The sequence below is a fragment of the Pseudoselenomonas ruminantium genome, from assembly GCF_900142515.1.
GTDB lineage: Bacteria > Bacillota > Negativicutes > Selenomonadales > Selenomonadaceae > Selenomonas_A > Selenomonas_A ruminantium_D.
Genome location: NZ_FRBC01000007.1, coordinates 63,546 through 84,910, shown reverse-complemented (window position 1 = coordinate 84,910; position 21,365 = coordinate 63,546). Strand labels below are relative to the sequence as shown.

21 protein-coding genes are annotated in these 21,365 nt (G+C 51.9%); 20 read left to right on the top strand and 1 reads right to left on the bottom strand.

The genetic code is table 11. The features are described 5' to 3' along the window. The first annotated feature begins 69 nt into the window (after nucleotides 1-69). The 12 genes from BUB68_RS05280 (at nucleotide 70) to BUB68_RS05225 (ending at nucleotide 12,083) form a co-directional block, all read left to right on the top strand. The gene (locus BUB68_RS05280; RefSeq protein WP_256625786.1) at nucleotides 70-678 is read left to right on the top strand and encodes a hypothetical protein; all 609 of its coding nucleotides are present in this window, start codon (nucleotides 70-72) and stop codon (nucleotides 676-678) included. Between the two features lie 145 nt (nucleotides 679-823). Next, nucleotides 824-2,095 carry a serine--tRNA ligase gene (gene serS, locus BUB68_RS05275; protein WP_073088715.1) on the top strand — a complete coding sequence of 424 codons (1,272 nt, stop codon included), beginning with the start codon at nucleotides 824-826 and terminating at the stop codon, nucleotides 2,093-2,095. Nucleotides 2,096-2,251: 156 nt separating this feature from the next. Further along, nucleotides 2,252-3,625, top strand: coding sequence for a sodium-dependent transporter (locus BUB68_RS05270; RefSeq protein WP_073088826.1), 1,374 nt, complete (start codon nucleotides 2,252-2,254; stop codon nucleotides 3,623-3,625). 22 nt (nucleotides 3,626-3,647) lie between these two features. Further along, the gene (locus BUB68_RS05265) at nucleotides 3,648-4,709 is read left to right on the top strand and encodes a methionine ABC transporter ATP-binding protein (protein WP_073088714.1); all 1,062 of its coding nucleotides are present in this window, start codon (nucleotides 3,648-3,650) and stop codon (nucleotides 4,707-4,709) included. Beyond that, nucleotides 4,678-5,331 (top strand): methionine ABC transporter permease, encoded by a 654-nt coding sequence (locus tag BUB68_RS05260; RefSeq protein WP_073088713.1) that lies wholly within the window; start codon nucleotides 4,678-4,680, stop codon nucleotides 5,329-5,331. Before BUB68_RS05265 ends, BUB68_RS05260 begins: the two co-directional genes overlap by 32 nt. Nucleotides 5,332-5,356: 25 nt before the next feature. Further along, the gene (locus BUB68_RS05255; protein ID WP_073088712.1) at nucleotides 5,357-6,163 is read left to right on the top strand and encodes a MetQ/NlpA family ABC transporter substrate-binding protein; all 807 of its coding nucleotides are present in this window, start codon (nucleotides 5,357-5,359) and stop codon (nucleotides 6,161-6,163) included. A 221-nt stretch (nucleotides 6,164-6,384) separates the two neighbouring features. Then, entirely contained in the window at nucleotides 6,385-7,662 is a 1,278-nt protein-coding gene (locus tag BUB68_RS05250) for an S-layer homology domain-containing protein (RefSeq protein ID WP_073088711.1), read from the top strand. 235 nt (nucleotides 7,663-7,897) lie between these two features. Continuing rightward, nucleotides 7,898-9,184, top strand: coding sequence for an S-layer homology domain-containing protein (locus BUB68_RS05245; protein WP_073088710.1), 1,287 nt, complete (start codon nucleotides 7,898-7,900; stop codon nucleotides 9,182-9,184). 91 nt (nucleotides 9,185-9,275) lie between these two features. Beyond that, complete coding sequence (nagE, locus tag BUB68_RS05240; RefSeq protein ID WP_073088709.1) at nucleotides 9,276-10,652, top strand: N-acetylglucosamine-specific PTS transporter subunit IIBC; 1,377 nt, start codon at nucleotides 9,276-9,278, stop codon at nucleotides 10,650-10,652. An 18-nt stretch (nucleotides 10,653-10,670) separates the two neighbouring features. After that, on the top strand, nucleotides 10,671-11,297 hold the full coding sequence (locus BUB68_RS05235) for a DUF4234 domain-containing protein (RefSeq protein WP_073088708.1): 627 nt from the start codon (nucleotides 10,671-10,673) through the stop codon (nucleotides 11,295-11,297). Then, the gene (locus tag BUB68_RS05230; RefSeq protein ID WP_178139466.1) at nucleotides 11,297-11,674 is read left to right on the top strand and encodes a DUF4234 domain-containing protein; all 378 of its coding nucleotides are present in this window, start codon (nucleotides 11,297-11,299) and stop codon (nucleotides 11,672-11,674) included. The genes BUB68_RS05235 and BUB68_RS05230 overlap by 1 nt, the downstream gene beginning before the upstream one ends. Next, a complete protein-coding gene (locus BUB68_RS05225; RefSeq protein ID WP_218587676.1) occupies nucleotides 11,652-12,083 on the top strand; it encodes a DUF2752 domain-containing protein in 432 nt (143 codons plus the stop codon). Before BUB68_RS05230 ends, BUB68_RS05225 begins: the two co-directional genes overlap by 23 nt. Nucleotides 12,084-12,136: 53 nt before the next feature. Here BUB68_RS05225 and rpmF read toward each other — a convergent pair whose 3' ends face one another. Beyond that, on the bottom strand, nucleotides 12,137-12,316 hold the full coding sequence (gene rpmF, locus BUB68_RS05220) for a 50S ribosomal protein L32 (RefSeq protein WP_014423332.1): 180 nt from the start codon (nucleotides 12,314-12,316) through the stop codon (nucleotides 12,137-12,139). Between the two features lie 267 nt (nucleotides 12,317-12,583). Here rpmF and BUB68_RS05215 point away from each other — a divergent pair, with 267 nt between their 5' ends. From BUB68_RS05215 to BUB68_RS05180, 8 genes are all read left to right on the top strand, one after another. Beyond that, on the top strand, nucleotides 12,584-13,345 hold the full coding sequence (locus tag BUB68_RS05215) for an MBL fold metallo-hydrolase (RefSeq protein ID WP_073088707.1): 762 nt from the start codon (nucleotides 12,584-12,586) through the stop codon (nucleotides 13,343-13,345). An 18-nt stretch (nucleotides 13,346-13,363) separates the two neighbouring features. Continuing rightward, nucleotides 13,364-14,467 carry a S1C family serine protease gene (locus tag BUB68_RS05210; protein WP_073088706.1) on the top strand — a complete coding sequence of 368 codons (1,104 nt, stop codon included), beginning with the start codon at nucleotides 13,364-13,366 and terminating at the stop codon, nucleotides 14,465-14,467. Further along, nucleotides 14,467-14,946, top strand: coding sequence for a 23S rRNA (pseudouridine(1915)-N(3))-methyltransferase RlmH (gene rlmH / locus BUB68_RS05205; RefSeq protein ID WP_073088705.1), 480 nt, complete (start codon nucleotides 14,467-14,469; stop codon nucleotides 14,944-14,946). Before BUB68_RS05210 ends, rlmH begins: the two co-directional genes overlap by 1 nt. An 89-nt stretch (nucleotides 14,947-15,035) precedes the next feature. Further along, the gene (locus BUB68_RS05200; protein ID WP_073088704.1) at nucleotides 15,036-16,019 is read left to right on the top strand and encodes a 5-bromo-4-chloroindolyl phosphate hydrolysis family protein; all 984 of its coding nucleotides are present in this window, start codon (nucleotides 15,036-15,038) and stop codon (nucleotides 16,017-16,019) included. Nucleotides 16,020-16,034: 15 nt separating this feature from the next. Beyond that, complete coding sequence (locus BUB68_RS05195) at nucleotides 16,035-17,192, top strand: toxic anion resistance protein (protein ID WP_073088703.1); 1,158 nt, start codon at nucleotides 16,035-16,037, stop codon at nucleotides 17,190-17,192. Beyond that, on the top strand, nucleotides 17,193-19,175 hold the full coding sequence (locus tag BUB68_RS05190) for a penicillin-binding protein (protein ID WP_073088702.1): 1,983 nt from the start codon (nucleotides 17,193-17,195) through the stop codon (nucleotides 19,173-19,175). Nucleotides 19,176-19,205: 30 nt separating this feature from the next. Then, entirely contained in the window at nucleotides 19,206-20,087 is an 882-nt protein-coding gene (locus BUB68_RS05185) for a phosphoenolpyruvate hydrolase family protein (protein ID WP_073088701.1), read from the top strand. Next, nucleotides 20,074-21,264 carry a phosphoenolpyruvate hydrolase family protein gene (locus tag BUB68_RS05180; protein ID WP_073088700.1) on the top strand — a complete coding sequence of 397 codons (1,191 nt, stop codon included), beginning with the start codon at nucleotides 20,074-20,076 and terminating at the stop codon, nucleotides 21,262-21,264. Before BUB68_RS05185 ends, BUB68_RS05180 begins: the two co-directional genes overlap by 14 nt. Nucleotides 21,265-21,365 lie beyond the last annotated feature (101 nt).

Here is a 21,365-nt window from a genome sequence, read left to right as displayed (position 1 = left end):
TGTGTCTTTTCGCTTTGTTTCATATTACAATCCTCATTAGTGAATGCAGCACAGAAATCACCGGACTGGGTGGGAAAGTTGCCGGTTGCAGAACAGTCCAATCAGATATTGGTTGTAGCTGGTGTGGATAAAACGACAGCCTGGGTGTCGCTGCATAATCGGGGCGCTGGCGGTGAATGGCAGCAGATCATGACGACGCCGGGAGTTATCGGCCACAATGGTCTGGGGAAAACCCGCGAAGGGGATGGAAAAACTCCCGTAGGAAATTTCCATGTGGATAAGGCCTTTGGTCTGGCTGATGATCCCGGCTGCGCGATTCCCTATGTGAAGGCCGACGAATTTACGTACTGGTCCGGGGATAAACGGCCAAGATTTTATAATCGCATGGTGGATATCCGCAAGGTGCCTGATCTGGATAAGAAGGCCAGTGAACACATCATCGATTATCCCAATCGCTACCAGCATTGCCTGAATATCAGCTATTTCAGTCTCAATTATAAAAATGATGAACATGTCATTGGTTTTGGGCTGTTTATCCAATGCTTCCCGGCAGCTAAGCCGTTTACTGAAGGTGGCGTAGCGATTCCGAAGGACAAGATGGTCTTTTTGTTACAGCACATTGACCCCAAGTGTATCATTGTGATTGACAGCATGGATAAATTGGGGGCCAGCTTCTGATTGGCTGCGGCAGGTGGATGGAGAAATTATTGTCTGGCGCATGCTCTTCGTTGCAGTGGTAATTTCTGTTTATTTGCTGTATAATATCGAACTAGATGAAATTTTCGCCCCGGAATAGGGCTATGAAATATGGAGAGTGAGTGTAGTGTTAGACATTAAGTTTGTCCGGGAGAATCTGGACGAAGTGAAGCAGATGCTGAAGAATCGTTGTAATCCGCTGAATCTGGATGATTTTTCTGCACTGGAACAGGAACGCCGTAATCTGCTGCTGCAGACGGAGACGCTGAAGGCGGAACGCAATGCGGTTTCCAAAGAAATCAGTGCCATGAAGAAGAACAAGGAAAATGCGGATGACAAGATTGCCGAGATGCGTGCAGTCGGTGAGAAAATCTCTGCCTTGGATGCTGACCTCAAAGAGGTTGAGGAAAAGCTGCGGGATATCATGCTGCATATTCCGAATATGCCGAAGGCTGATGTGCCTATCGGCAAGGATGATACGGAGAATCCGGAAGTGCGTAAATGGGGCACGCCGAAGGAGTTTTCCTTTGAGCCGAAAGCTCACTGGGATATCGGCGCGGATCTGGATATCCTTGATGCTGACCGTGCCGCTAAGGTTACAGGTGCCCGATTCATGTTCTACAAGGGCCTGGGTGCCCGTCTGGAGCGTGCCTGCATCAACTTCATGATGGACCTGCATGCCACGAAGCATGGTTATACGGAAATGCTGGCTCCTTACATTGCCAACAAGGACAGCATGACGGGGACGGGCCAGCTGCCGAAGTTTGCTGAGGATATGTTCAAGCTGGAAGGTCAGGATTATTATCTGGTGCCGACGGCGGAAGTACCGACGACAAACTATCATCGCGATGAAATCCTCGATGGCGACAAGCTGCCGGAATACTACAGCGCCTATACGGCTTGCTTCCGTGCTGAAGCTGGTAGCGCTGGCCGCGATACGCGCGGGCTTATCCGTCAGCATCAGTTCAACAAAGTGGAACTCATTAAGTTCGTCAAGCCGGAAACGAGCTGGGATGAACTGGAATCCATGGTGGATGCCGCTGAAGATGTATTGCGCATTCTGGAACTGCCGTATCATGTGGTGCAGCTCTGCACGGGCGACATGAGCTTCACTTCGGCCAAGACTTATGATATTGAGGTATGGTTCCCGTCTCAGGGCAAGTACCGTGAGATTTCTTCCTGCTCCAACTGCCTGGATTATCAGGCGCGCCGTGCGAACATCAAGTTCCGCCGCGATGCGAAGTCCAAGCCGGAATTCGTGCATACGCTGAATGGTTCCGGTCTGGCTGTAGGCCGTACGGTGGCTGCTATCCTGGAAAACTATCAGCAGGAAGATGGTTCTGTGGTAGTTCCTAAGGCTCTGGTACCTTATATGGGCGGCGTTGAAGTGATTCGGTAAATCATTTGCTGTTGGGTGTACAAATATACAAGCGTAGCGCAATAAAGTGTCGCTTGTGACTGGACAAGATTCGCTCTTTGCGGTAAGATAGATGAGTGATTATCTATCGTTATCCGCTTTGAGCGAATTTTTTTTATGGAGAAGGTGTTTTTAGGTTTGGAAAGAAGTGGATTCTCTACCCGGTTAGGGTTTATTCTCGTATCGGCGGGATGTGCCATTGGCTTAGGTAATGTGTGGCGGTTTCCGTATATTACCGGTCAGTATGGCGGTGCGTCCTTTGTGCTGATCTATTTGATTTTCCTGGCTATCCTGGGGCTGCCTATCATGGTGGCGGAGTTTGCTGTAGGGCGTGCCAGTATCCGCAGTGCGGCTATGTCTTTTGACGTTTTGGAACCGAAAGGGACGAAGTGGCATTGGCATAAGTATACGGCTATTGGCGGCAATATGATCCTGATGATGTTCTATACCACCGTAGCGGGCTGGATGCTTTACTATCTGTATAAGACAGCGACAGGTGCTTTTGAAGGTTTGGATGCCGCGGGTATCGGCGCGATCTTTGGCGGCCTGCTGCAGGACCCTGTGACCATGGGCGCTTATATGATGACCATCGTGTTGTTGTGCGGCGGCGTATGCTATCTGGGCGTGGAAGCCGGGGTGGAGCGCATCACGAAGTTCATGATGACCTGCCTGCTGGGGCTCATGGTCATCCTGGGCATCAACTCCGTGCTTTTGCCGGGTGCTGGTGAGGGCCTGAAGTATTATCTTTATCCGGATTTTGGCCGTCTGATGGAACATGGTTTGAAGGAAGTCATATTTGCCGCGATGGGGCAGGCGTTCTTTACGTTGTCCATCGGCATGGGCTCTTTGGCTGTGTTTGGTTCCTATATCGGCAAGAGCAAGCGGTTGACAGGCGAGGCCATCTGGATCATCGTCCTGGATACCTTTGTGGCCATAATGGCTGGATTGATTATTTTCCCCGCCTGCTTCAGCTATGGTGTCAGCCCTTCCAGCGGCCCGAACCTCCTGTTCGTGACGCTGCCGAATGTGTTCAATGCCATGCCTTTTGGGCGTCTTTGGGGAACGTTGTTCTTCCTCTTTATGACCTTTGCAGCCATGTCTACGGTTATCGCCGTGTTTGAGAACCTCGTGGTCTGCTTCTTCGATTTGCTGCGCATTGACCGCCGGAAAATCATCTGCGCGGGGATTCCTCTGGTAATCCTGCTGTCTCTGCCCTGTGTGCTGGGCTTCAATGAGTGGAGCTGGATCCAGCCATTGGGCGAAGGCTCTGGCGTGTTGGATTTGGAGGATTTCCTGGTTTCCAATAATATCCTGCCTTTAGGTTCGCTGGTGTATATGGCGTTCTGCACAAGTCGGTATGGATGGGGCTGGGACAACTTCATCAAGGAAGCAGATACCGGGCGTGGCATGGCGTTTCCCAAGTGGATCCGCTTCTATGTGACGTATATCATACCGCTTATTGTGTTGGTTATTTTCGTAAATGGTTATTACGCATTGTTCTTTAGCAAATAAATTGAGATGGGAGTGAATGCCTATGATTAAGTTTTCCAAAGTGGAGAAAACTTATGAAAGTCCGGCGGGGCCGGTGCCGGCACTCAAGGGCATTGATCTGGAGATTGCCAAAGGGGAAATCTTTGGCATCATCGGTCTGTCCGGTGCGGGCAAATCCACGCTGGTGCGCTGCATCAATATGCTGGAGCGGCCGACTGGCGGCAAAGTGATGGTGGATGGGCGCGATATGACAGCGCTGAATGATAGCGAATTGCGGGCAGCGCGCAAGGATATCGGCATGATCTTCCAGCACTTCAATCTGTTGTCTTCCGCGACGGTCTATGATAATATTGCGTTCCCGCTGAAGCTGGCTGGGAAATCTGACAGCGAGATCCGGGCAAAAGTTATGCCGTTATTGAAACTGGTCGGTCTGGAAGCGAAAGCTGACCAGTATCCGTCGCAGCTTTCCGGTGGACAGAAACAGCGTGTGGGTATTGCCCGGGCGCTGGCCAGTGAACCGAAGGTGCTGCTCTGCGATGAGGCCACCAGTGCACTTGACCCGCAGACAACCAAGGCAATCCTGGAGCTTATCCGTGATATCAACAAGAAATTGCAATTGACCGTGGTGGTCATCACCCACGAGATGCAGGTCATCAAGGATATCTGCGATAAGGTGGCCGTTATTGATAAAGGTGTTATCGCTGAGCAGGGGACTGTATTGGAAGTGTTCACCAATCCCCAGCAGCCCATTACCAGGGAATTTATCAGCGTCCTGCTTTCGAACGATCTGCCTGCGGCTTTCCGGGGCGGGAAGATCAGTCAGGAACCGGCAGAGGATGCTTATCTGCTCATGCGGTTGACCTTTATTGGTGAATCGGCGGATGATCCGGTGATTGCCGACATGATCCGCAGGTTCCCGGATGTGGAGACAACATTGCTGTTTGGTAATCTCGACCATATCAAGAATACGCCCTTTGGCCGCATGATCATCGGCCTCAGAGGGGAAACGGCACGGGTGCAGGCGGCGCTTGACTATCTCAAGAGCCGGGATCTCAAGGAGGAGGTGATTGGTTATGTCAAACGACATGATTCCTCTGCTGACTAAGGCGCTGGGGGAAACCGTCTATATGGTGGTCGTTTCTATGGCCATCGCGTCTGCTTTGGGCATCCCCTTAGGTGTGCTGCTCTATGCTACGGATAAGGGGCAGATACTGGAATCTCCGACGCTCAATAAGGCGATTGGCACTGTGGTCAATGCCGTGCGTTCGATTCCTTTCATTATATTGATGGTGGCTATTGTACCGTTCACTCGTCTGCTGGTAGGCTCAGCTATCGGCACGACGGCGGCGATGGTGCCGCTGGTCATTGCTTCTGTTCCATTCATAGGGCGTCAGGTGGAGACGAGCCTCAAAGAAGTGCCTTATGGCCTGATTGAGGCGGCTCTTTCCATGGGCGCAACGCCTATGCAGATCATCGGTCGGGTGCTGCTGCCGGAATCCATGCCCAGCATCGTGGCACAGCTTACGACTGTGGTTATCAGTCTGGTGGGCGAGTCGGCTATGGCCGGGGCCATCGGTGGCGGCGGCTTGGGTGATTTGGCTATCCGCTATGGTTATCAGCGTTTCCGTCCGGATGTGATGATTGCCACCGTTATCATTCTGATTGTTCTCGTTCAGGCGGTGCAATTTGTGGGTAACACGATTGCCAAACGTTTGGACAAAAAATAAGTATTCATTATAAGGAGGTATCCCCATGAAAAAAGTATTCGCTCTTATCGGCACCTTGCTGATTGCGGCTATGGCCCTGGCTGGCTGTGGCGGTGAACAGCAGGGAGCCAAGACTGACGCCAAGACCCTGAAGGTCGGTGCTACGGCTGTCCCCCATGCCGAGATCCTCGAAGTGGTGAAGCCGCTGCTGGAAAAGGACGGCGTCAAGCTGGAAATCGTGGAATTCAACGATTATGTGCAGCCGAACCTGGCGCTCAACGACAAAGAACTGGACGCCAACTTCTTCCAGCATGAACCGTATCTGGTGAACTTCATGGAAGAACATAAGGATGTAAAACTCAAAAATGCCTTCGGTGTACATATCGAGCCCATGGGGGTATATTCCAAGAAGGCTAAGGATCTCAAGGACGGCGCTTCCATTGCCATCCCGAACGATCCGACCAATGGCGGCCGTGCTTTGTTGCTGCTGCAGAAGGCTGGTCTGATCACGCTCAAAGAGGGAGTGAAGGAAAAGGCTACGGTGCAGGATGTAACGGGCAACCCGCATAACTTCAAATTCCAGGAAGTGGAGGCGGCGCAGGTTCCTCGTACGCTGGATGATGTGGATGCAGCTGTCATCAACACCAACTATGCGATGCAGATCGATCTCGTACCGACGAAAGACGCTCTGTTCATGGAAGATAGCACGTCTCCATACGTGAATATCATCGCTGTGCGTGAAGGCGATGAAAACCGTCCGGAAATCCAGGCGCTGATCAAGGCACTCAAGAGCAAGGAAGTCAAGGATTTCATCACAGATAAATATAAAGGTGCAGTTGTACCGGCATTCTAAATAGGTGAAGGGCTGTTCTCGCAAGAGAACGGCCTTTTTTGGTCGGTTTTACAGTTTTACACATTTATGCAGACATGCTGTTGCCTAATAGAGGACGGTTTGTTATAATAATCTTTGTGTCCCCTGATGATTAGAAAATACTGAGAGGAAACATGGAAACTCTAAGTGCGATCCTATGAGCGGGGAATACAGAAATCTTTTTATTGAGGAGGAGTTTCTTGATGAAGAAAACTCTCGTTTCTGCTTTGACTACGGCTCTCGTAGTTGGTGCTGCCAGCACGACTTTTGCTGCCAGCAATCCGTTCGCTGATGTTCCGGCAGGTCATTGGGCGTATGATTCTATCAATCAGCTGATTGACGATAATGTGATCGAAGGCTATGGCGATAATACTTTCCGTGGCGAACGTACGATTACCCGTTATGAAGCAGCGCAGATGATTGCCAAGGCTATGGCCAAGAAGCCGACTGGCGAAGATAAGGCACAGATTGACAAGCTGGCGGCTGAGTTCGCTGATGAACTGAACAATCTGGGTGTGCGCGTAAGTGATTTGGAACGCAATGCAGACAAGGTGAAATGGACTGGTGAAGCTCGTTATCGTTATTGGAGCTACCGTGATGCCAAGAAAAATGCAGATGGCAGCACGCAGAAAACCAATCGTGACCAGCTCCAGCTCCGCCTGTTCCCGACGGCTGAAATCAATGAGCATTGGAAGGTAAAGGCTCGTTTTACGGCTACCAACATGATGAAGAATGATAATGCCGGCAATGCATCCCTGAGCTTTGCTTACGCTGATGGCGTATATGGCAATTGCGAAGTGAAAGTTGGTAAGCAGCCGTTCTACTCCCTGAATGATAATGGTCTGATCCTGGATGATTTCTTCTCCGGTATCAATGTGACTGCTGGTAAAGATCTCAAGGTCGTGCTCGAAGCAGGTCGTTGGGATCTCGACAATCGTGCCAACTCCTATGTAGCTCGTCCGGCTTCTGGCGATACGGCCAGCTATCAGGGCATCCAGCTCAACTATCAGAAGGGCAAGATTGCCGGTGGCGCTGGTTTCCGTCATTTTACCACGGATACCTTCAAGACCGCTCGTTACAGCAAGTCTGCTAACGACAGCAAGGCTGACATCTGGTCCCTGGGTGGCACGTACACCTTCGACAAGAACTGGGCTCTGCAGGGTGCATACGCTGAAAACAGCGAAGCTGATTACTACAAGAAGTCTGGCAATGTAGAAGTTGACTACAAGGGTGCCAACAAGGCCAATGCAGGCAGCTGGGGTGCATTCCTTGGCTACCGTCACATCGGTTCTAACGTATCCCTGATGCCGACTTTTGATACCACCCGCGCTGCTGCCAACGTGAAGGGCTGGGATCTCGGCACCAGCTACATTCCGATGAAGAATGTACTGACGACGCTGGGTTACTTCCATGGTAAGCAGCTTGATCAGCACAACGACAAGACGCAGACGCTCTATGCTCGTGTAAGCTACTTCTTCTGATTTGGATTGCTTTCTTTGCCTTCCCCCTTTGGGGGAAGGCTTTTTTTGTGATAATTGTTGATTAAGATAGTTTTCTAATCAAACTTTAATGGAAATTTAACCGTCCTTTAATTGTAATTGAGCGAGTCAAGTATTATAATAAAATCATCCTAAGGGACAAGGAAACACGGACACTTGCCTCCAACGGATAAGAGAAAATGTCATTTAGTGATCTCGTGAATTGGAGGAGATTATCATGAAAAAAACGCTTGTATCTGCTTTGTCTACTGCCCTGATCGTAGGCGCAGCTTCCACGACTTTTGCCGCCAGCAACCCGTTCAGCGATGTACCGACTGACCATTGGGCTTATGATGCTGTAAAACAGCTGGCTGCTGATGGCGTTATCGATGGTTATGGCGATGGTTCTTTCCAGGGGAATAAGAACATCACCCGTTATGAAATGGCTCAGTTGGTTGCTAAGGCTATGTCCAAGAACACCAGCGGTGCAGATAAGGCTTTGGTTGACAAACTGGCTGCTGAATTCAGCGAAGAACTGAACAACCTGGGTGTCCGCGTCAGCAATCTGGAACGCAATGCGGATAAGGTGAAGTGGAATGGTGAAGCTCGTTACACTTACACCAGCGATCGCAAGGAAGATGCAGCTGGCCATAAGAACAAGACCAATGATGATGAGCTGCTGTTCCGTCTCGAACCCACGGCTGAAGTGAATGATCACTGGCATGTGAAGGCACGTTTGGATGCCTCCACGGACCTGGCTAAAGATAGCGATGGTGACAACCATGGCAAGACGCAGGATGCAGATGTGTCCCTGAAACGCATCTGGGCTGAAGGCCAGTATGGCAATACCAACATCAAACTCGGTAAACTGCCGATGCAGCTGGACAGCAAACTGCTCTTCGATGATGAGTTCTCTGGTGCATCAATCACCACGGGTAACGATCTGAAGTTCACGGCTCAGGCTGGCCGTTGGAACCTGAGACATGCCAACAGCAATATCCGCACTGGCCTGGGCAATGACAATGCTGCTAATATGCAGAGCGTGGGCCTGCAGTATGGCAAAGACAAGCTCTCTCTGGGGGCCGCTTACCATCATCTGAACAGTGACGTGCTCAAGAACGTGGCCAATTACCGCAATGGTGCAGCCAGCGATGATGCACAGATCTGGTCTGTAAACGGCAGCTATCAGTTCGATAAGAACATCGGCCTTTCCGGTACCTATGCTGAAAATGCCAAGGCTGACAACTTCAAGAAGGCTGGCAGTGTAGAACTCAATTATAAGGGTGCACAGAAGGAAAACAAGGGCACCTGGGGGATGTATACCGCTTACCGTCACCTCGGCCAGAACGTAGCTTTTGATCCGTCCTATGATGGCGCTTCCAGCGGCACCAAGGGCTGGGAAATCGGCACCAATTACACGGTGGCTAAGAATACGGTTGCTTCGCTGAAGTATTTCAACGGTGAACAGCTCAATAATGGTAAAGATGCTGAGAAGCTCTTTGGCCGCGTTGAGTTCTTCTTCTAAGCCTCAGATTGTAAGATTTAGATTATTATGCTAAAATAAGCGAGACAGTGGAATGCTGTCTCGCTTATTCATTTATAAGGAGTTGAATTCTATGAAAAACTGGTTTACCAAGCTGCAAAGCATCGGTAAAGCCTTGATGCTGCCTATCGCAGTCCTGCCGGCAGCGGCTTTGCTTTTGCGCTTAGGGGCGCCGGATGTGCTGAACATCCCGTTTATCACCAAGGCCGGTGGAGCGGTCTTTGATAATCTGGCCCTGATCTTTTCCATTGGTATTGGTGTAGGTCTGGCCAAGGATAACAATGGTGCGGCAGGTCTGGCTGGCGCTATTGGCTATCTCATCCTGACTTCGGCGCTCAAGACGATCGATGAGACGCTCAATATGAGCGTGTTGGCCGGTATCGTCAGCGGTATTGAAGCCGGTGTTCTCTACAATCGCTATCATACGGTAAAACTTCCTGAATATCTGGGTTTCTTCGGTGGCCGTCGCTTCGTGTTGATAGTGACAGCAGCGGTATCCATCGTCCTGGCAGCTGTCTTTGGTGTGATCTGGGGACCGTGTCAGGCATTTATCCATGCTGTGGGTGAATGGATCATCGGTGCAGGGGCCTTGGGAACTTTTGTCTATGGTGTACTCAATCGCCTGTTGATTCCCGTGGGACTGCATCATATCCTCAACAGTTTCATCTGGTTCGTATTCGGTGAGTACACGAATCCGGTGACGGGGGCAGTGGCTACGGGCGACCTTAACCGTTTCTTTGCTGGTGACCCTACGGCAGGTATGTTCATGGCGGGCTTCTTCCCTATGATGATGTTCGGTATGCCGGCAGTCGCTTTGGCTATGTATCATGCAGCCAAGCCGGAGAATCGTGCGAAAATCGGTGGTATGCTGGCTTCGGTGGCTTTTACGGCTTTCCTGACGGGTATCACGGAACCGATTGAGTTCATGTTCATGTTCCTGGCGCCTGCGCTTTATGCCGTGCATGCGGTGCTCACGGGGCTTTCCCTGGCGGTGACGTATTCCCTGGGAGTCCTGGATGGCTTTGGCTTCTCGGCTGGTTTTATCGATTATGTGATTGACTGGGGCCTGGCTACGAAGCCGGAAATGATCCTGGTCATTGGCGTAGGTGTGTTTGTGCTTTATTACGGCATCTTTAGCTGGGCTATCCGTCATTTCGATATCCCAACCATCGGCCGTTATGATGAGAGTACGCCGGTGAGTGATGAACCCGCGACGATGAGTGAACTGTCTGAGCAGGTTCTGGCAGCACTGGGAGGCAAAGAAAACATCGAGGAACTTTCCAATTGTGCGACCAGACTGCGTTGCACGGTGAAAGATGCGGGCAAGATGGATCTGGAACGCATCAAGAAGATCAATGGCGTCCGGGGCGCGTTCGCCACGGGCAATGCGGTGCAGGTGGTTATTGGCACGAATGCAGAACATGTGGCTAATGAAATCCTTGCCCATTGATGGAAGGACAGATCTTTCATGGAAAAAAGAAATACGATCATGTATCTGGTACTGACGTTCCTTACCTGTGGTCTTTTTGGCATTTATTGGCTGTACCGGATGAATGAGGATTTGAAGCGGCTCCGCGGCGAATCTGCAACTGCAGAAGGAGGCAGGCTGGTTCTGTATACCATATTGTCCTGCGGCCTGTACACGGTTTACTGGCTGTATGTCAACAGCGATGTACTGGGGCAGTTGCGTGAAGAACAAGGACTGGAGCCTGATGGTGCCAGCAAGGAGAGTTATATCATTTCCACGATACTGGCCGTGGTCGTATCCGTGGGGATCGGCGGGCTGGTTACTGCTGTTGCCGGGGCGCTGCTGCTGTTGGTGGATAATGCTATGGATGAGGCAGAGCTGGTGGAGGCATTCAGCCAGTTGGCTGGCTCTTCTCTGAGCTCGCTGTTTTGGGGCATCGTGATATTGCTAGTCATGGTGGCGCTGGCCTGCCGGAGAAAATCCGGCGACAGTCCGCGCCTGCTGGTGGTTTTTTCGGCCATTGTATTTATCATGCAATGTTTGCCGCCGTTTTTATCGTTGGGATTTATGCAGAAATCGTTGAATGGATTGATTGAACAATCAACGACAAGAAGGGGACTTGACTGATGGATATGGGGATTGAAAAAAGAAGTATTGTCAAAGCAATCATCCTGAGTTTGGTGACTTGTGGTATCTATGCATTGTATTGGGTCTATAAGATGACGGATGAGCTTCATGAGCTGGCAGGGGAACAGACAACGGCCTCCGGTGGCATGGTCATTCTGTATACGTTGATCACCTGTGGCATCTACAGCATCTATTGGTACTATAAGATGGGTGTGACGGTGAATCTGGCCAAGGAAAGGCGCGATATGCGCTATGACCATAACAGCCCGATTATTTATCTGCTGCTGGCTGTATTCTGTCTGGGGCTCGTGAGCCAGGCTCTGATGCAGGATAGCATCAATGATATCGTTGCTTATGATGAAGGTGCGGAGGCTTAAAGACAGCTTGCAGGTTCTTTCCCCCGGTACACCGGCGCAGCGTCAGCGCGCAGGCAGGCTGGCCGGGCAGCTGGCTGGTCTGGCTGCCTCAGGCGTTGCTTATCTGCTGCTGATTCACTGGCTGGGCCGGGGGATTCCTTGTATCTTCCATCTGCTGACGGGGTATAAATGTCCCGGCTGTGGTGTCACCCATCTGGTGCTGGCACTGCTCAGGGGGGATATACAAGCAGCCTGGCAGGCCAATCCTGCTATCTTGCTGGCCTTGCCATTGTTTGTCCTATGGTGGGGTTATGATGCCTATTGCTGGGTGAGAGACGGATGGCATCCGCCCTTCCCGGAAAGAATCGGTTATATGCTGGTGGCGTATTTCCTGCTTTTTGGCATTTGGCGCAATGTGGCAGGCTGGTAAAAGAATATAAAAAAATCGGCCAATCGCTGAGCGATGGCCGATTTTTATGTTGCTTATTCAGCAGCGGCAACGACTTCTTTGCCGTCATAGTAGCCGCATTCAGGGCATACGTGATGAGGCATTTTCGGTTCGTGGCACTGCGGGCAAGCTACGAAGCCCGGTGCTTCTAATTTCCAATTAGCGCGGCGCTGGTCGCGGCGGGCCTTGGACATTTTTCTCTTTGGTACTGCCATGTTGATTCACCTCCGGAACGATCCGAGTTACTGGTTAGTGAAATCCATACATTTGTACGTGGTTGATGCCGAATGGATTCATTTCACAATTGATATGTGCATTGACACATAAAAATATGATAGCGTTTTTTGCGGAAGAATGCAAGTGTTTTTTTTAGAAAACGCATTTTTTCTGGTGGTAAAATTTGTAGTGACGCGTTATAATGAAAAAAGTATTGTCTTTACAGATAATTTACAGAGTCAAGTGTTATGATAGGAGTCGTGGAAATGCAGGTTAGGATTTTGGCCAGTGGCAGTAAGGGCAATGCTGTCTTTGTGGAAATGGATGGCACGAGGCTCTTGCTTGATGCTGGCATCAGCGCCACGAAGATAAAAAAAGGATTGGCAAGCCTGGGGGTAGAAGCTTCATCTTTGGATGGGATTCTCGTGACACATGAGCATCGCGACCATGTGGCAGGCCTGGTTACTTTGTCCAAGTGGTATCATCTGCCTATTTTCACGCGGCCGGGTACCATAGAGCATATGAAAGAACGGGCTGCAATCCCGGCAGAGTGTTTTTGCCCGGTTGGTGAACATTTTTCCATTAATGGGCTGTCTGTGGATAGTTTCAATATCCCGCATGATGCGGCGGAGCCGGTGGGCTTTTGCCTGCGGGGGCGCAGGACGGTTACGCTGGCAACGGATCTGGGGTTTGTGACCGCTAATGTTCAGGCAGCATTGGAAGGTGCCGATGTGCTGATCCTGGAATCCAATCATGACCCGGAGGTGCTGAAGCAGGGGGCCTACCCCTGGCATCTGAAACGACGGATCTTGTCAAATCGCGGGCACCTGGCTAACAGTGATGCAGCCTGGGCACTCCTGCGGATGCAAAAAAGACCGGAGAAGGTCTTTTTAGCGCATTTGTCGGAGGAGAATAATCGTCCGGATCTGGCTGAGGATACGGTGCAGGGAATTTTGGCTCGACAGGGTGTGAATATCGATTTAACAGTGGCCAGCCAAAATGAAATGGTCGGCTGGTACTTGAATTAAATTTTGGAGGGGATTTTCATGAACAAGAAGAAAACTTCACTGATGGTGGCAGCTATGCTGGCTATATCGGCAGTATCTTTTTCCGGCTGCTCAGCAGGTACGGCTGCGGATAATTCGGCCAGCGTCAGTGGTACGTCACAGAGTGCCCCGCAGGCCAATGCTGATGTGAAGCTCTCGGATGCGCGGAATACTCCGGCGGTGCGGGCGGCAAAGATAGTAGGGCCGACGGTAGTGGGCATTACCAATAAGGCCGTGGCCCGTGACTGGTTCAATAATCCTGTGGAAACGCAGGGCGTAGGTTCCGGTGTCATCTTCCGGGAAGATGGCTATATTGTCACGAATAACCATGTAATCAGTGGTGCCAAGGAAATCATCGTGTCACTGGCAGATGGCCGCAGCCTCAAGGGCAAGCTGATTGGCGCGGATGAGCTTACGGACCTGGCTGTGGTCAAGGTTGATGCTAAGGATCTGCCGACGGCCAAATTCGGTGATTCGGACCAGATCGTGGTGGGCGAACCTGCCATTGCCATTGGCAATCCTATGGGGTTGGAATTCCAGGGCAGTGTGACCAGTGGCGTTATCAGTGCCTTGAATCGTACGCTGGACATCAGCGATAAACTGGTGAAACTTATCCAGACGGATGCGGCAATCAATCCCGGCAACTCCGGTGGTGCTCTCGTCAATGCTGACGGTGAGGTTATTGGTATCAATAGTGCCAAATTGGCAGCCAACGGTGTGGAGGGCATGGGCTTTTCCATTCCCAGCAATACCGTGCAGGATGTGATCAAGGAATTGATGGATAAGGGGTATGTGGCACGTCCTTATCTGGGTGTCTCCATCATGGACCCGAGCACTGCACCTCGTTTTGGCTATCAGTTGAATATCGAAAAAGGTGTCTATGTATTCCAACTGACGCTGAACGGTCCTTGTGGCAAGGCCGGCTTGCAGCGCGGTGACATCATTCTCAAGGTGGATGATGAGGAAGTCAACAGCATTTCGGAACTGCGGGCCAAGGTGGCCAGCCATAAGGTGGGCGATAAGGTGAAGATCACGTTTGACCGCAATGGGGCAAGCCGCAGTGTGGATGTTGTCCTGGAAGAAATGCCGCAGGATAATCGCTGATGAAGATCACCATTGTCTGTGCAGGCAAAATCAAGGAAAAATATCTGACCGCGGGAATCGCGGAATTCATGAAGCGGCTGAAACCATTTGCGCAGGTGGAAATCCGGGAAGTCCATGAGGAGAAGATGCCCGATAATCCATCAGCGGCGGAGAAGGAGCAGGTGCTGATAAAAGAAGGGGAAAAGCTTTTGAAGCTGGTACCCGAAGGCAGCTACCTGTTCGTGCTGGATGTATTCGGCAAGGAAAAGTCCTCTGAGGAATTGGCCGCTGCCATCGACAAGCTGGGCTTGTCCGGCCGAAGCAATATCACCTTCCTGATCGGCGGGGCCTTCGGCCTGTCACCGGAGGTTCGCAAAGCCGCCGATGAACTGCTGAGCTTTTCGCGGATGACCTTCACCCATCAGATGGTGCGTCTGCTGCTCGTGGAACAGATTTACCGCGCGTTCAAGATCAACCGCGGGGAAAAATATCATTGGTAATAATGCCGGGGGCTGGTTTGCAAAATAGTGTAAACCAGCCCCCCTTGTGGTATAATGGAAGCATAAATTTTCGGCAAGGAGCGAGGGGAATGCGTAATATATGTGGCCTGTTGGCCTTGATCTTGGGAATTGGCGGGATATATTGTTTGACGAATGACTATGGTGCGGCAGGCCTGCTGATGCTGGTGGGGATGGGCGCCAGCATCTATCGGGGACAGCTGCCGCAGAAAGTCGTGCGGAAGCTGGACGTCAGCCAGTTGGCTGACGCGCAGGCCGATTCAGCTCTGGAGGATTGGGAGAAGGCCCGCCTGGATTACGAACGGGTGGAGACGGCCCGGCGGAAGATCCGGGACAGCCAATTGAGCCAGCAGCTGGGCCTGATGCAGCAGGAAGCCGCCAGATTGCTGAATTATGTGGAGAAGCATCCGGAGCGCATTGCGGCGGCCAACCGCTTTATCCATTATTATCAGGATAGGGCGGCCAATCTCAGTGAGCAGTACATGGAGCTGGAGGACACGAAGCTGGAAACTGGTCAGGTGCGGCAGGTCAAGGCACAGCTCAAGGAAACGCTGGTCAGCTTCGATGAAGCCTACAGTGCGGAATTCACGAAGATCATCAACAACCAGCTGCTGGATATGGAAGCTGAACTGACGGTGATGAAGCAGTCATTGGAGGCTGAAGGCATCAGCAACAACCGTCAGGAAATGAGCGGGGAGCCGGTGGAACTCAATGCCCATAGCGGCCCGCCGGCTACCGGCATTGGCCGGAAAAAACGTCCCCGCCGGGGAGCGGTTACCAAAGTAGGCCGGCAGGGATTGGAACCTGTCCCCGAAAAGATGCCTGTCCCGGACAATCTGCGCAATTCTGTACTGATGCAGAAATTGATTATGAGCGGGCTGGCTATTGCCTTGGGCACATTGGGCGCGCATAAATTCTATCAGGGCAAGACCAAGTGGGGCGTAGCCTATATCGTCCTGTGCTGGACGCTGATTCCCACCTTTGTGTCTATCATAGAGGGAATACGTTATTTCTTTATGCCGGTGGATGATTTCTATGAACAATACTATCGCTAAGCGGGAGGGCTGACCATGGAAGTAAAATTAGAAGATTTGATGAAGGCTAAGACCAATATTGCCAGCGCTGATGTGACGCCAGCCAATCTGCCGTCCACAGAAGTGATGACGGCACAGGTAGAACAGGCGGTGAATGCCCTGAGCCCCGAGGAACGGGCACAGGTAGAGAAGATAAAAGATGAGCTGGATCTTACGGATTCCACCGCAATCCTGCGCTTTGGCGCACCCGCACAGCAGAAGATTGCCGAGTTCTCCGACAGTGTGTTATCGCAGGTGCGCACGAAAGACAGCGGCCCTGTAGGTGAACTGCTGGGCAGTCTCGTCAAGCAGGTACGGGATTTTGAGCCAGAGGAGAACAAGAGCTTTCTGACCAAGATCCCGCTGGTGGGCAGTCTCGTGAAAAAGGGCGAAGACATCAAGCTGGGCTATGACAAGCTGTCTACGCAGGTGGAACGCATCCAGGGCAGTCTGGAGCAGGCAAAGCTCAAGATGATGAAGGATGTGGCGCTGTTTGATAAGCTTTACGCGGAAAATCTCAGCTACTTCAAGCAGCTGCAGCTCTATATCCAGGCTGGTGAGGAAAAGCTTACGGAAATGCGGGACGTCACCTTGCCGAAACTGCGCCAGCAGGCTGCTGCGTCTGGTGATCCGATGGCGGTGCAGGTGGTGTCTGATTTCGAGGCCAGCGTCAACCGCTTTGAGAAAAAGGTCCATGACCTCAAGATCAGCAAGACCATTGCCATCCAGTCGGCACCGCAGATCCGCCTGATCCAGAACAATGATAAGGCTCTGATTGACCGGGTGCAGACGGCTATCTATAGCACAATTCCCCTTTGGAAGAATCAGCTGGTCATTGCCTTGGGGTTGCAGGCCCAGCAGGATGTCCTGCGCATGCAGCAGGCCGTCAGCAATACGACCAATGAGCTCCTGCGCCGCAACGCGGAGCTCCTGCAGCAGAACAGCATGGAGACTGCTCAGGAAAACGAGCGCAGCATCGTGGATATCGAAACGGTGCGGGAAGTCAATGAACGGCTCATCAACACGATTGAAGAAACCATCAAGATCCAGCAGAATGGCCGGGCAAAACGACAGGCGGCGGAAGCGGAACTGGTACAGATCGAAGGCAGGCTAAAGGAAACGCTGCTCAAGAGCAGCAGGCAGGAGGCTCGGTAAATGAAGAAGGAACGCCGTGCAGTTCAGCGGCGCATCAGTTTTCTGGCTTTTTTTATGCTGTTGGGTGTAGGGCTTATTGTCTGCCGTTATGCCTGGTTGCAGCTGGTACAGGGAAACAGCCTGGGCGAGCGCATGAAGGCGCAGGTTGGGCAGGATTATGCGATACAGTCTCCCCGCGGGGCGATTGTTGATCGCAATGGCCGGGAAATGGCCGTCAGCACCATGACAAAGTCGCTCTATATCGACCCCTCTCATGTGGAGAATCCACAGGAAGTAGCGGCAAATCTGGCTCCGCTGATTGGCAAGAGTGAACAGGAAATCCTGGATGATATCGCTGTGGGCGGTGGCTTTGTCTGGGTCAAGCGCCGTATGGAGCAGTCTGAGTATGAGGCCGTGCGTCAGCTCATCAAGGAAAAGAATTATATCTCCTGTATGAATTTCCGGGAAGAAGCCAAGCGCTACTATCCCAACGATGCATTGGCAGCTAATGTGCTGGGCTTTATCGGCACGGATGACAAGGGGCTGGATGGTGTGGAACAGGCGCTGGACTCGCTGCTCAAAGGTGAGGTGAAGGAGACTTATATCACCACTGACCAGCAGGCGCGTCCCATCCTGGATTCCATCTTCTCCAACAAGCGCCGCTATATGGGGGATGCCTGCAAGACTGTGGAGCTGACCATTGACAGTGGCATCCAGTTCATTGTGGAACAGGAATTGGATCGGGCTATTGCAGAAAATAACCCCAAGGCTATTACCTGTGTGGTAATGGATCCCAAAAACGGAGAAATTTTGGCGATGGCTTCCCGCCCGTCCTATAATCCGAACAAGTTCTGGGATTATTCGCCGGAACTTTGGAAGAATCGGGCCGTATCCTTTATCTATGAGCCGGGGTCGACCTTCAAGTCTGTAGTAGCGGGAGCCGCTTTGCAGGAAAAGGTGGTCAGTCCCAATCAGGTATTTGTGGACCCGGGTTATGTCATGGTGTCCGGGCGGCGCATCCAGAACTGGAACGGGGAGAGCTTCGGTACGGTCACCTTTACGGACGTGGTGAAGCAGTCCCTGAATACAGGCTTTGCTCAGGTGGGCCTGCGCCTGGGGGCAGAAAAGCTCATGAGTTACGCCAAGGCCTTTGGCTTTGGGGAACCCACTGGCGTAGACCTGCCCGGTGAGGAAAGCGGTATCCTCTTCAACCCTGAGGATATGCGGGATTCGGATATGGCAACCACGGCTATTGGGCAGAGTATTGCTGTGACGCCTTTGCAGTTGGTTACGGCTATGTCGGCCATCGCTAATGATGGTGTGCTGCTGAAGCCTCATATCGTCAAGTCTATCCGCAATGCGGACGGCAGTACCTATGAGGAACGCGGCAAGACGGAAGTCCGGCGCGTCATCGATTCGGCTACGGACAAGACGCTGATGGGGCTTCTGGAGCAGGTGGTGGCCAGCGGCGGCGGCGCCAAGGCACAGGTCAAGGGGTATCGTATCGGTGGTAAGACCGGTACGGCCCAGAAGATACGCGAGGATGGCAGCGGCTATATGGATGGCCGCTATATCGCATCCTTCTGTGGCTTTGCGCCTGTGGAAGATCCCCAACTGGTAGTGCTGGTGGTTATTGACGATCCGGGCACAGGAAACTTCTATGGTGGTCAGATTGCGGCTCCGGTAGCCGGACGTATCTTCTCCCAGCTTTTCCGTCATCTGCACATTGAGCCGTCCAGCGATCCTTTCGCAGGGATGGAACCAGCGGAGAAAAAACAGCCGGTGCACAAGCCGGCCAGACCGTTTGCGGGGGAAGTCCCCGAAGGTAAGGTCGTTGTACCGGATTTCAGGGGCAAGAGCCTGCGGGAGGCTGCGGGGCTGGCTGCGGATAAAGGGCTGTCCTTCCAAAGTGAAGGCTCTGGCTATGCAACGGGGCAGAGTATCGAGGTAAATACCCTGGTGGATGGCGGTACGTCCATAACGGTGTATTTTGAACCGGATTGACAAAAGATAAATCGAACAAGGGGTATGGGGATGCTGAGAAAAAATCGTCAGGACATTCTGGCAGACCTGCGAGAGACGCTGGACAGGGGAAAGATCCTGACAGGTCTGGGAACAGGCATGGAGGAAATCATTCAACGCATTGACAAGACCAATGTGGATTTTGTCGCGCTTTACCATACCGGCCGTTTGCAGCAGGCTGGACGCAATCTGATGTCCAGCCTGCTGTCCTATGATGATGCCAATTCGCTCATGCAGGCGAAGGGCGAGGACATATTGCCGGAGGTGAAGAAAACGCCGCTGATTGCCGGTGTCTGTGGTACCGATCCGTTCCGGAAGATGGATATGTTCATTGCCCAGCTGAAAGAGCAGGGATTCAACGGTGTGCAGAACTTTCCCACCGTAGGGATCATTGATGGCCGCTTCCGGGCCAATCTGGAAGGGACAGACCTGGGCTATCAGCTGGAAGTGGATATGATTCGGGAAGCGCATGAACTGGATATGTTTACCTGCCCGTTCGTATTTGATGTGGAGCAGGGCCGGGCGATGACGGAAGCCGGTGCTGATGTGCTGGTCATCCATCTCGGCATTGTGACCAAGGCGATGCTGAATGCGGGGAATGTCCCGCCGCTGGCAGATTGCTGTGCGTTGGCAGAAAAAATCATGCAGGAGTGCAAGCGTATCCGGCCCGAGGTGATCACCCTTTGCTGTGGGCAAAGGATGGCTGCGGCTGAGGATGCAGCTTATATATTGGAATGTGTTCCCGATCTGGATGGATTTTTCAGTTTTTATCCGCTGAAGGGCGAGGACACGGAGCGGAATTTGCAGGCCAGGGTGAAATCCTATAAGGTCCTGGATAAGATGAAGGCGTTTATGGCCAGAAAACGAGGAGCTATGGGCGATGGCAGATTATGATAAAAGCTATATCCTGCGCCGCCTGCGGGCGGAGGTCAACGTCGGCGGTCATATCATTGGTGCGGCGGTAGGTTCAGGCATGACCGCGAAACTGGCGGCTATGGGAGGTGCGGATATCCTGCTGGCACTTTCCGCGGGGAAATACCGCATCATGGGGCGTAGTTCCCTGAGCAGTTATTTTTGCTATGGCAACAGCAATAAGATGGTCATGGAGATGGGCAAGCGGGAAATCTTTCCCGTGGTACAGGATGTACCTCTGTTGTTTGGTCTGATGGCCAGTGATCCCTATCTGAAATTGTATGATTATCTGAAACGGATCAAGGAGAGCGGTTTTGCCGGTGTTGTAAATTCCCCCACTTTGGCGTTGGTGGATGGCAGTTTTCGGGAAGCGTTGGAAGAAGAAGGCAGTTCCTATGAGCGGGAGGTAGCGGCAATCAATCTGGCCAATCAGCTGGATCTTTTGACCATGGCTTTTGTGACGTCAGTGGAAGAGGCTGAGAAGATGCTGGCGGTGGGAGCCGATATCATCTGTGTGCATATGGGCCTTACGGCTGGCGGTCTTTTGGGAGCTAAGCGCCATCTGACCATCAGCGAGGCCCGGGGGATCGCGCAGGATATTTTTGATTTATGCAAGGCGAAGAATCCGGAGTGCCTGCGCATGGTCTATGCCGGCCCGGCTAATACGCTGATGGATATGCAGTACATCTACCGCAATTCGGATTGTCAGGGGTACATCGGCGGTTCGACGTTTGACCGTATTCCTATGGAAAAATCCGTCTATGATACCGTGAGCTCCTTCAAGCAGTACTGCAGTCCGGAAGCTATCGGCACACTGCGGGACCGCAAATGGGGCGGCAGTCAATTGGTGGAGTCCATGCGCCGCTATATCGAAGAACACTATATGGATGATGTGAAGCTGGGCGATCTGGCCCTGGTGGCACATATGTCAGCTTCTTATATGGGGGGGCGTTTCAAGAAGGAGACGGGTATCAGCTTCACGGACTATCTGTTGCAGTTCCGCATGGGCAAGGCCAAGGCTTTGCTGAAAAACGACAAGAACCTGCAATGCAAGGAAGTGGCTGCGCAGGTGGGCTATAGCGACTATGTGCAGTTTTCCAAGATGTTCCGCAAGCATGTGGGGATTTCCCCGCGGGAATATCAAGGAACTGCAGATTAAAAATAAGATACATCCATAAAATAAAAGTTGTGTTTATGCGCATAATAAATGCTATAAACACAACTTTTTTGTTGTGAAATTTTGAGAAATAAATTTTAAAC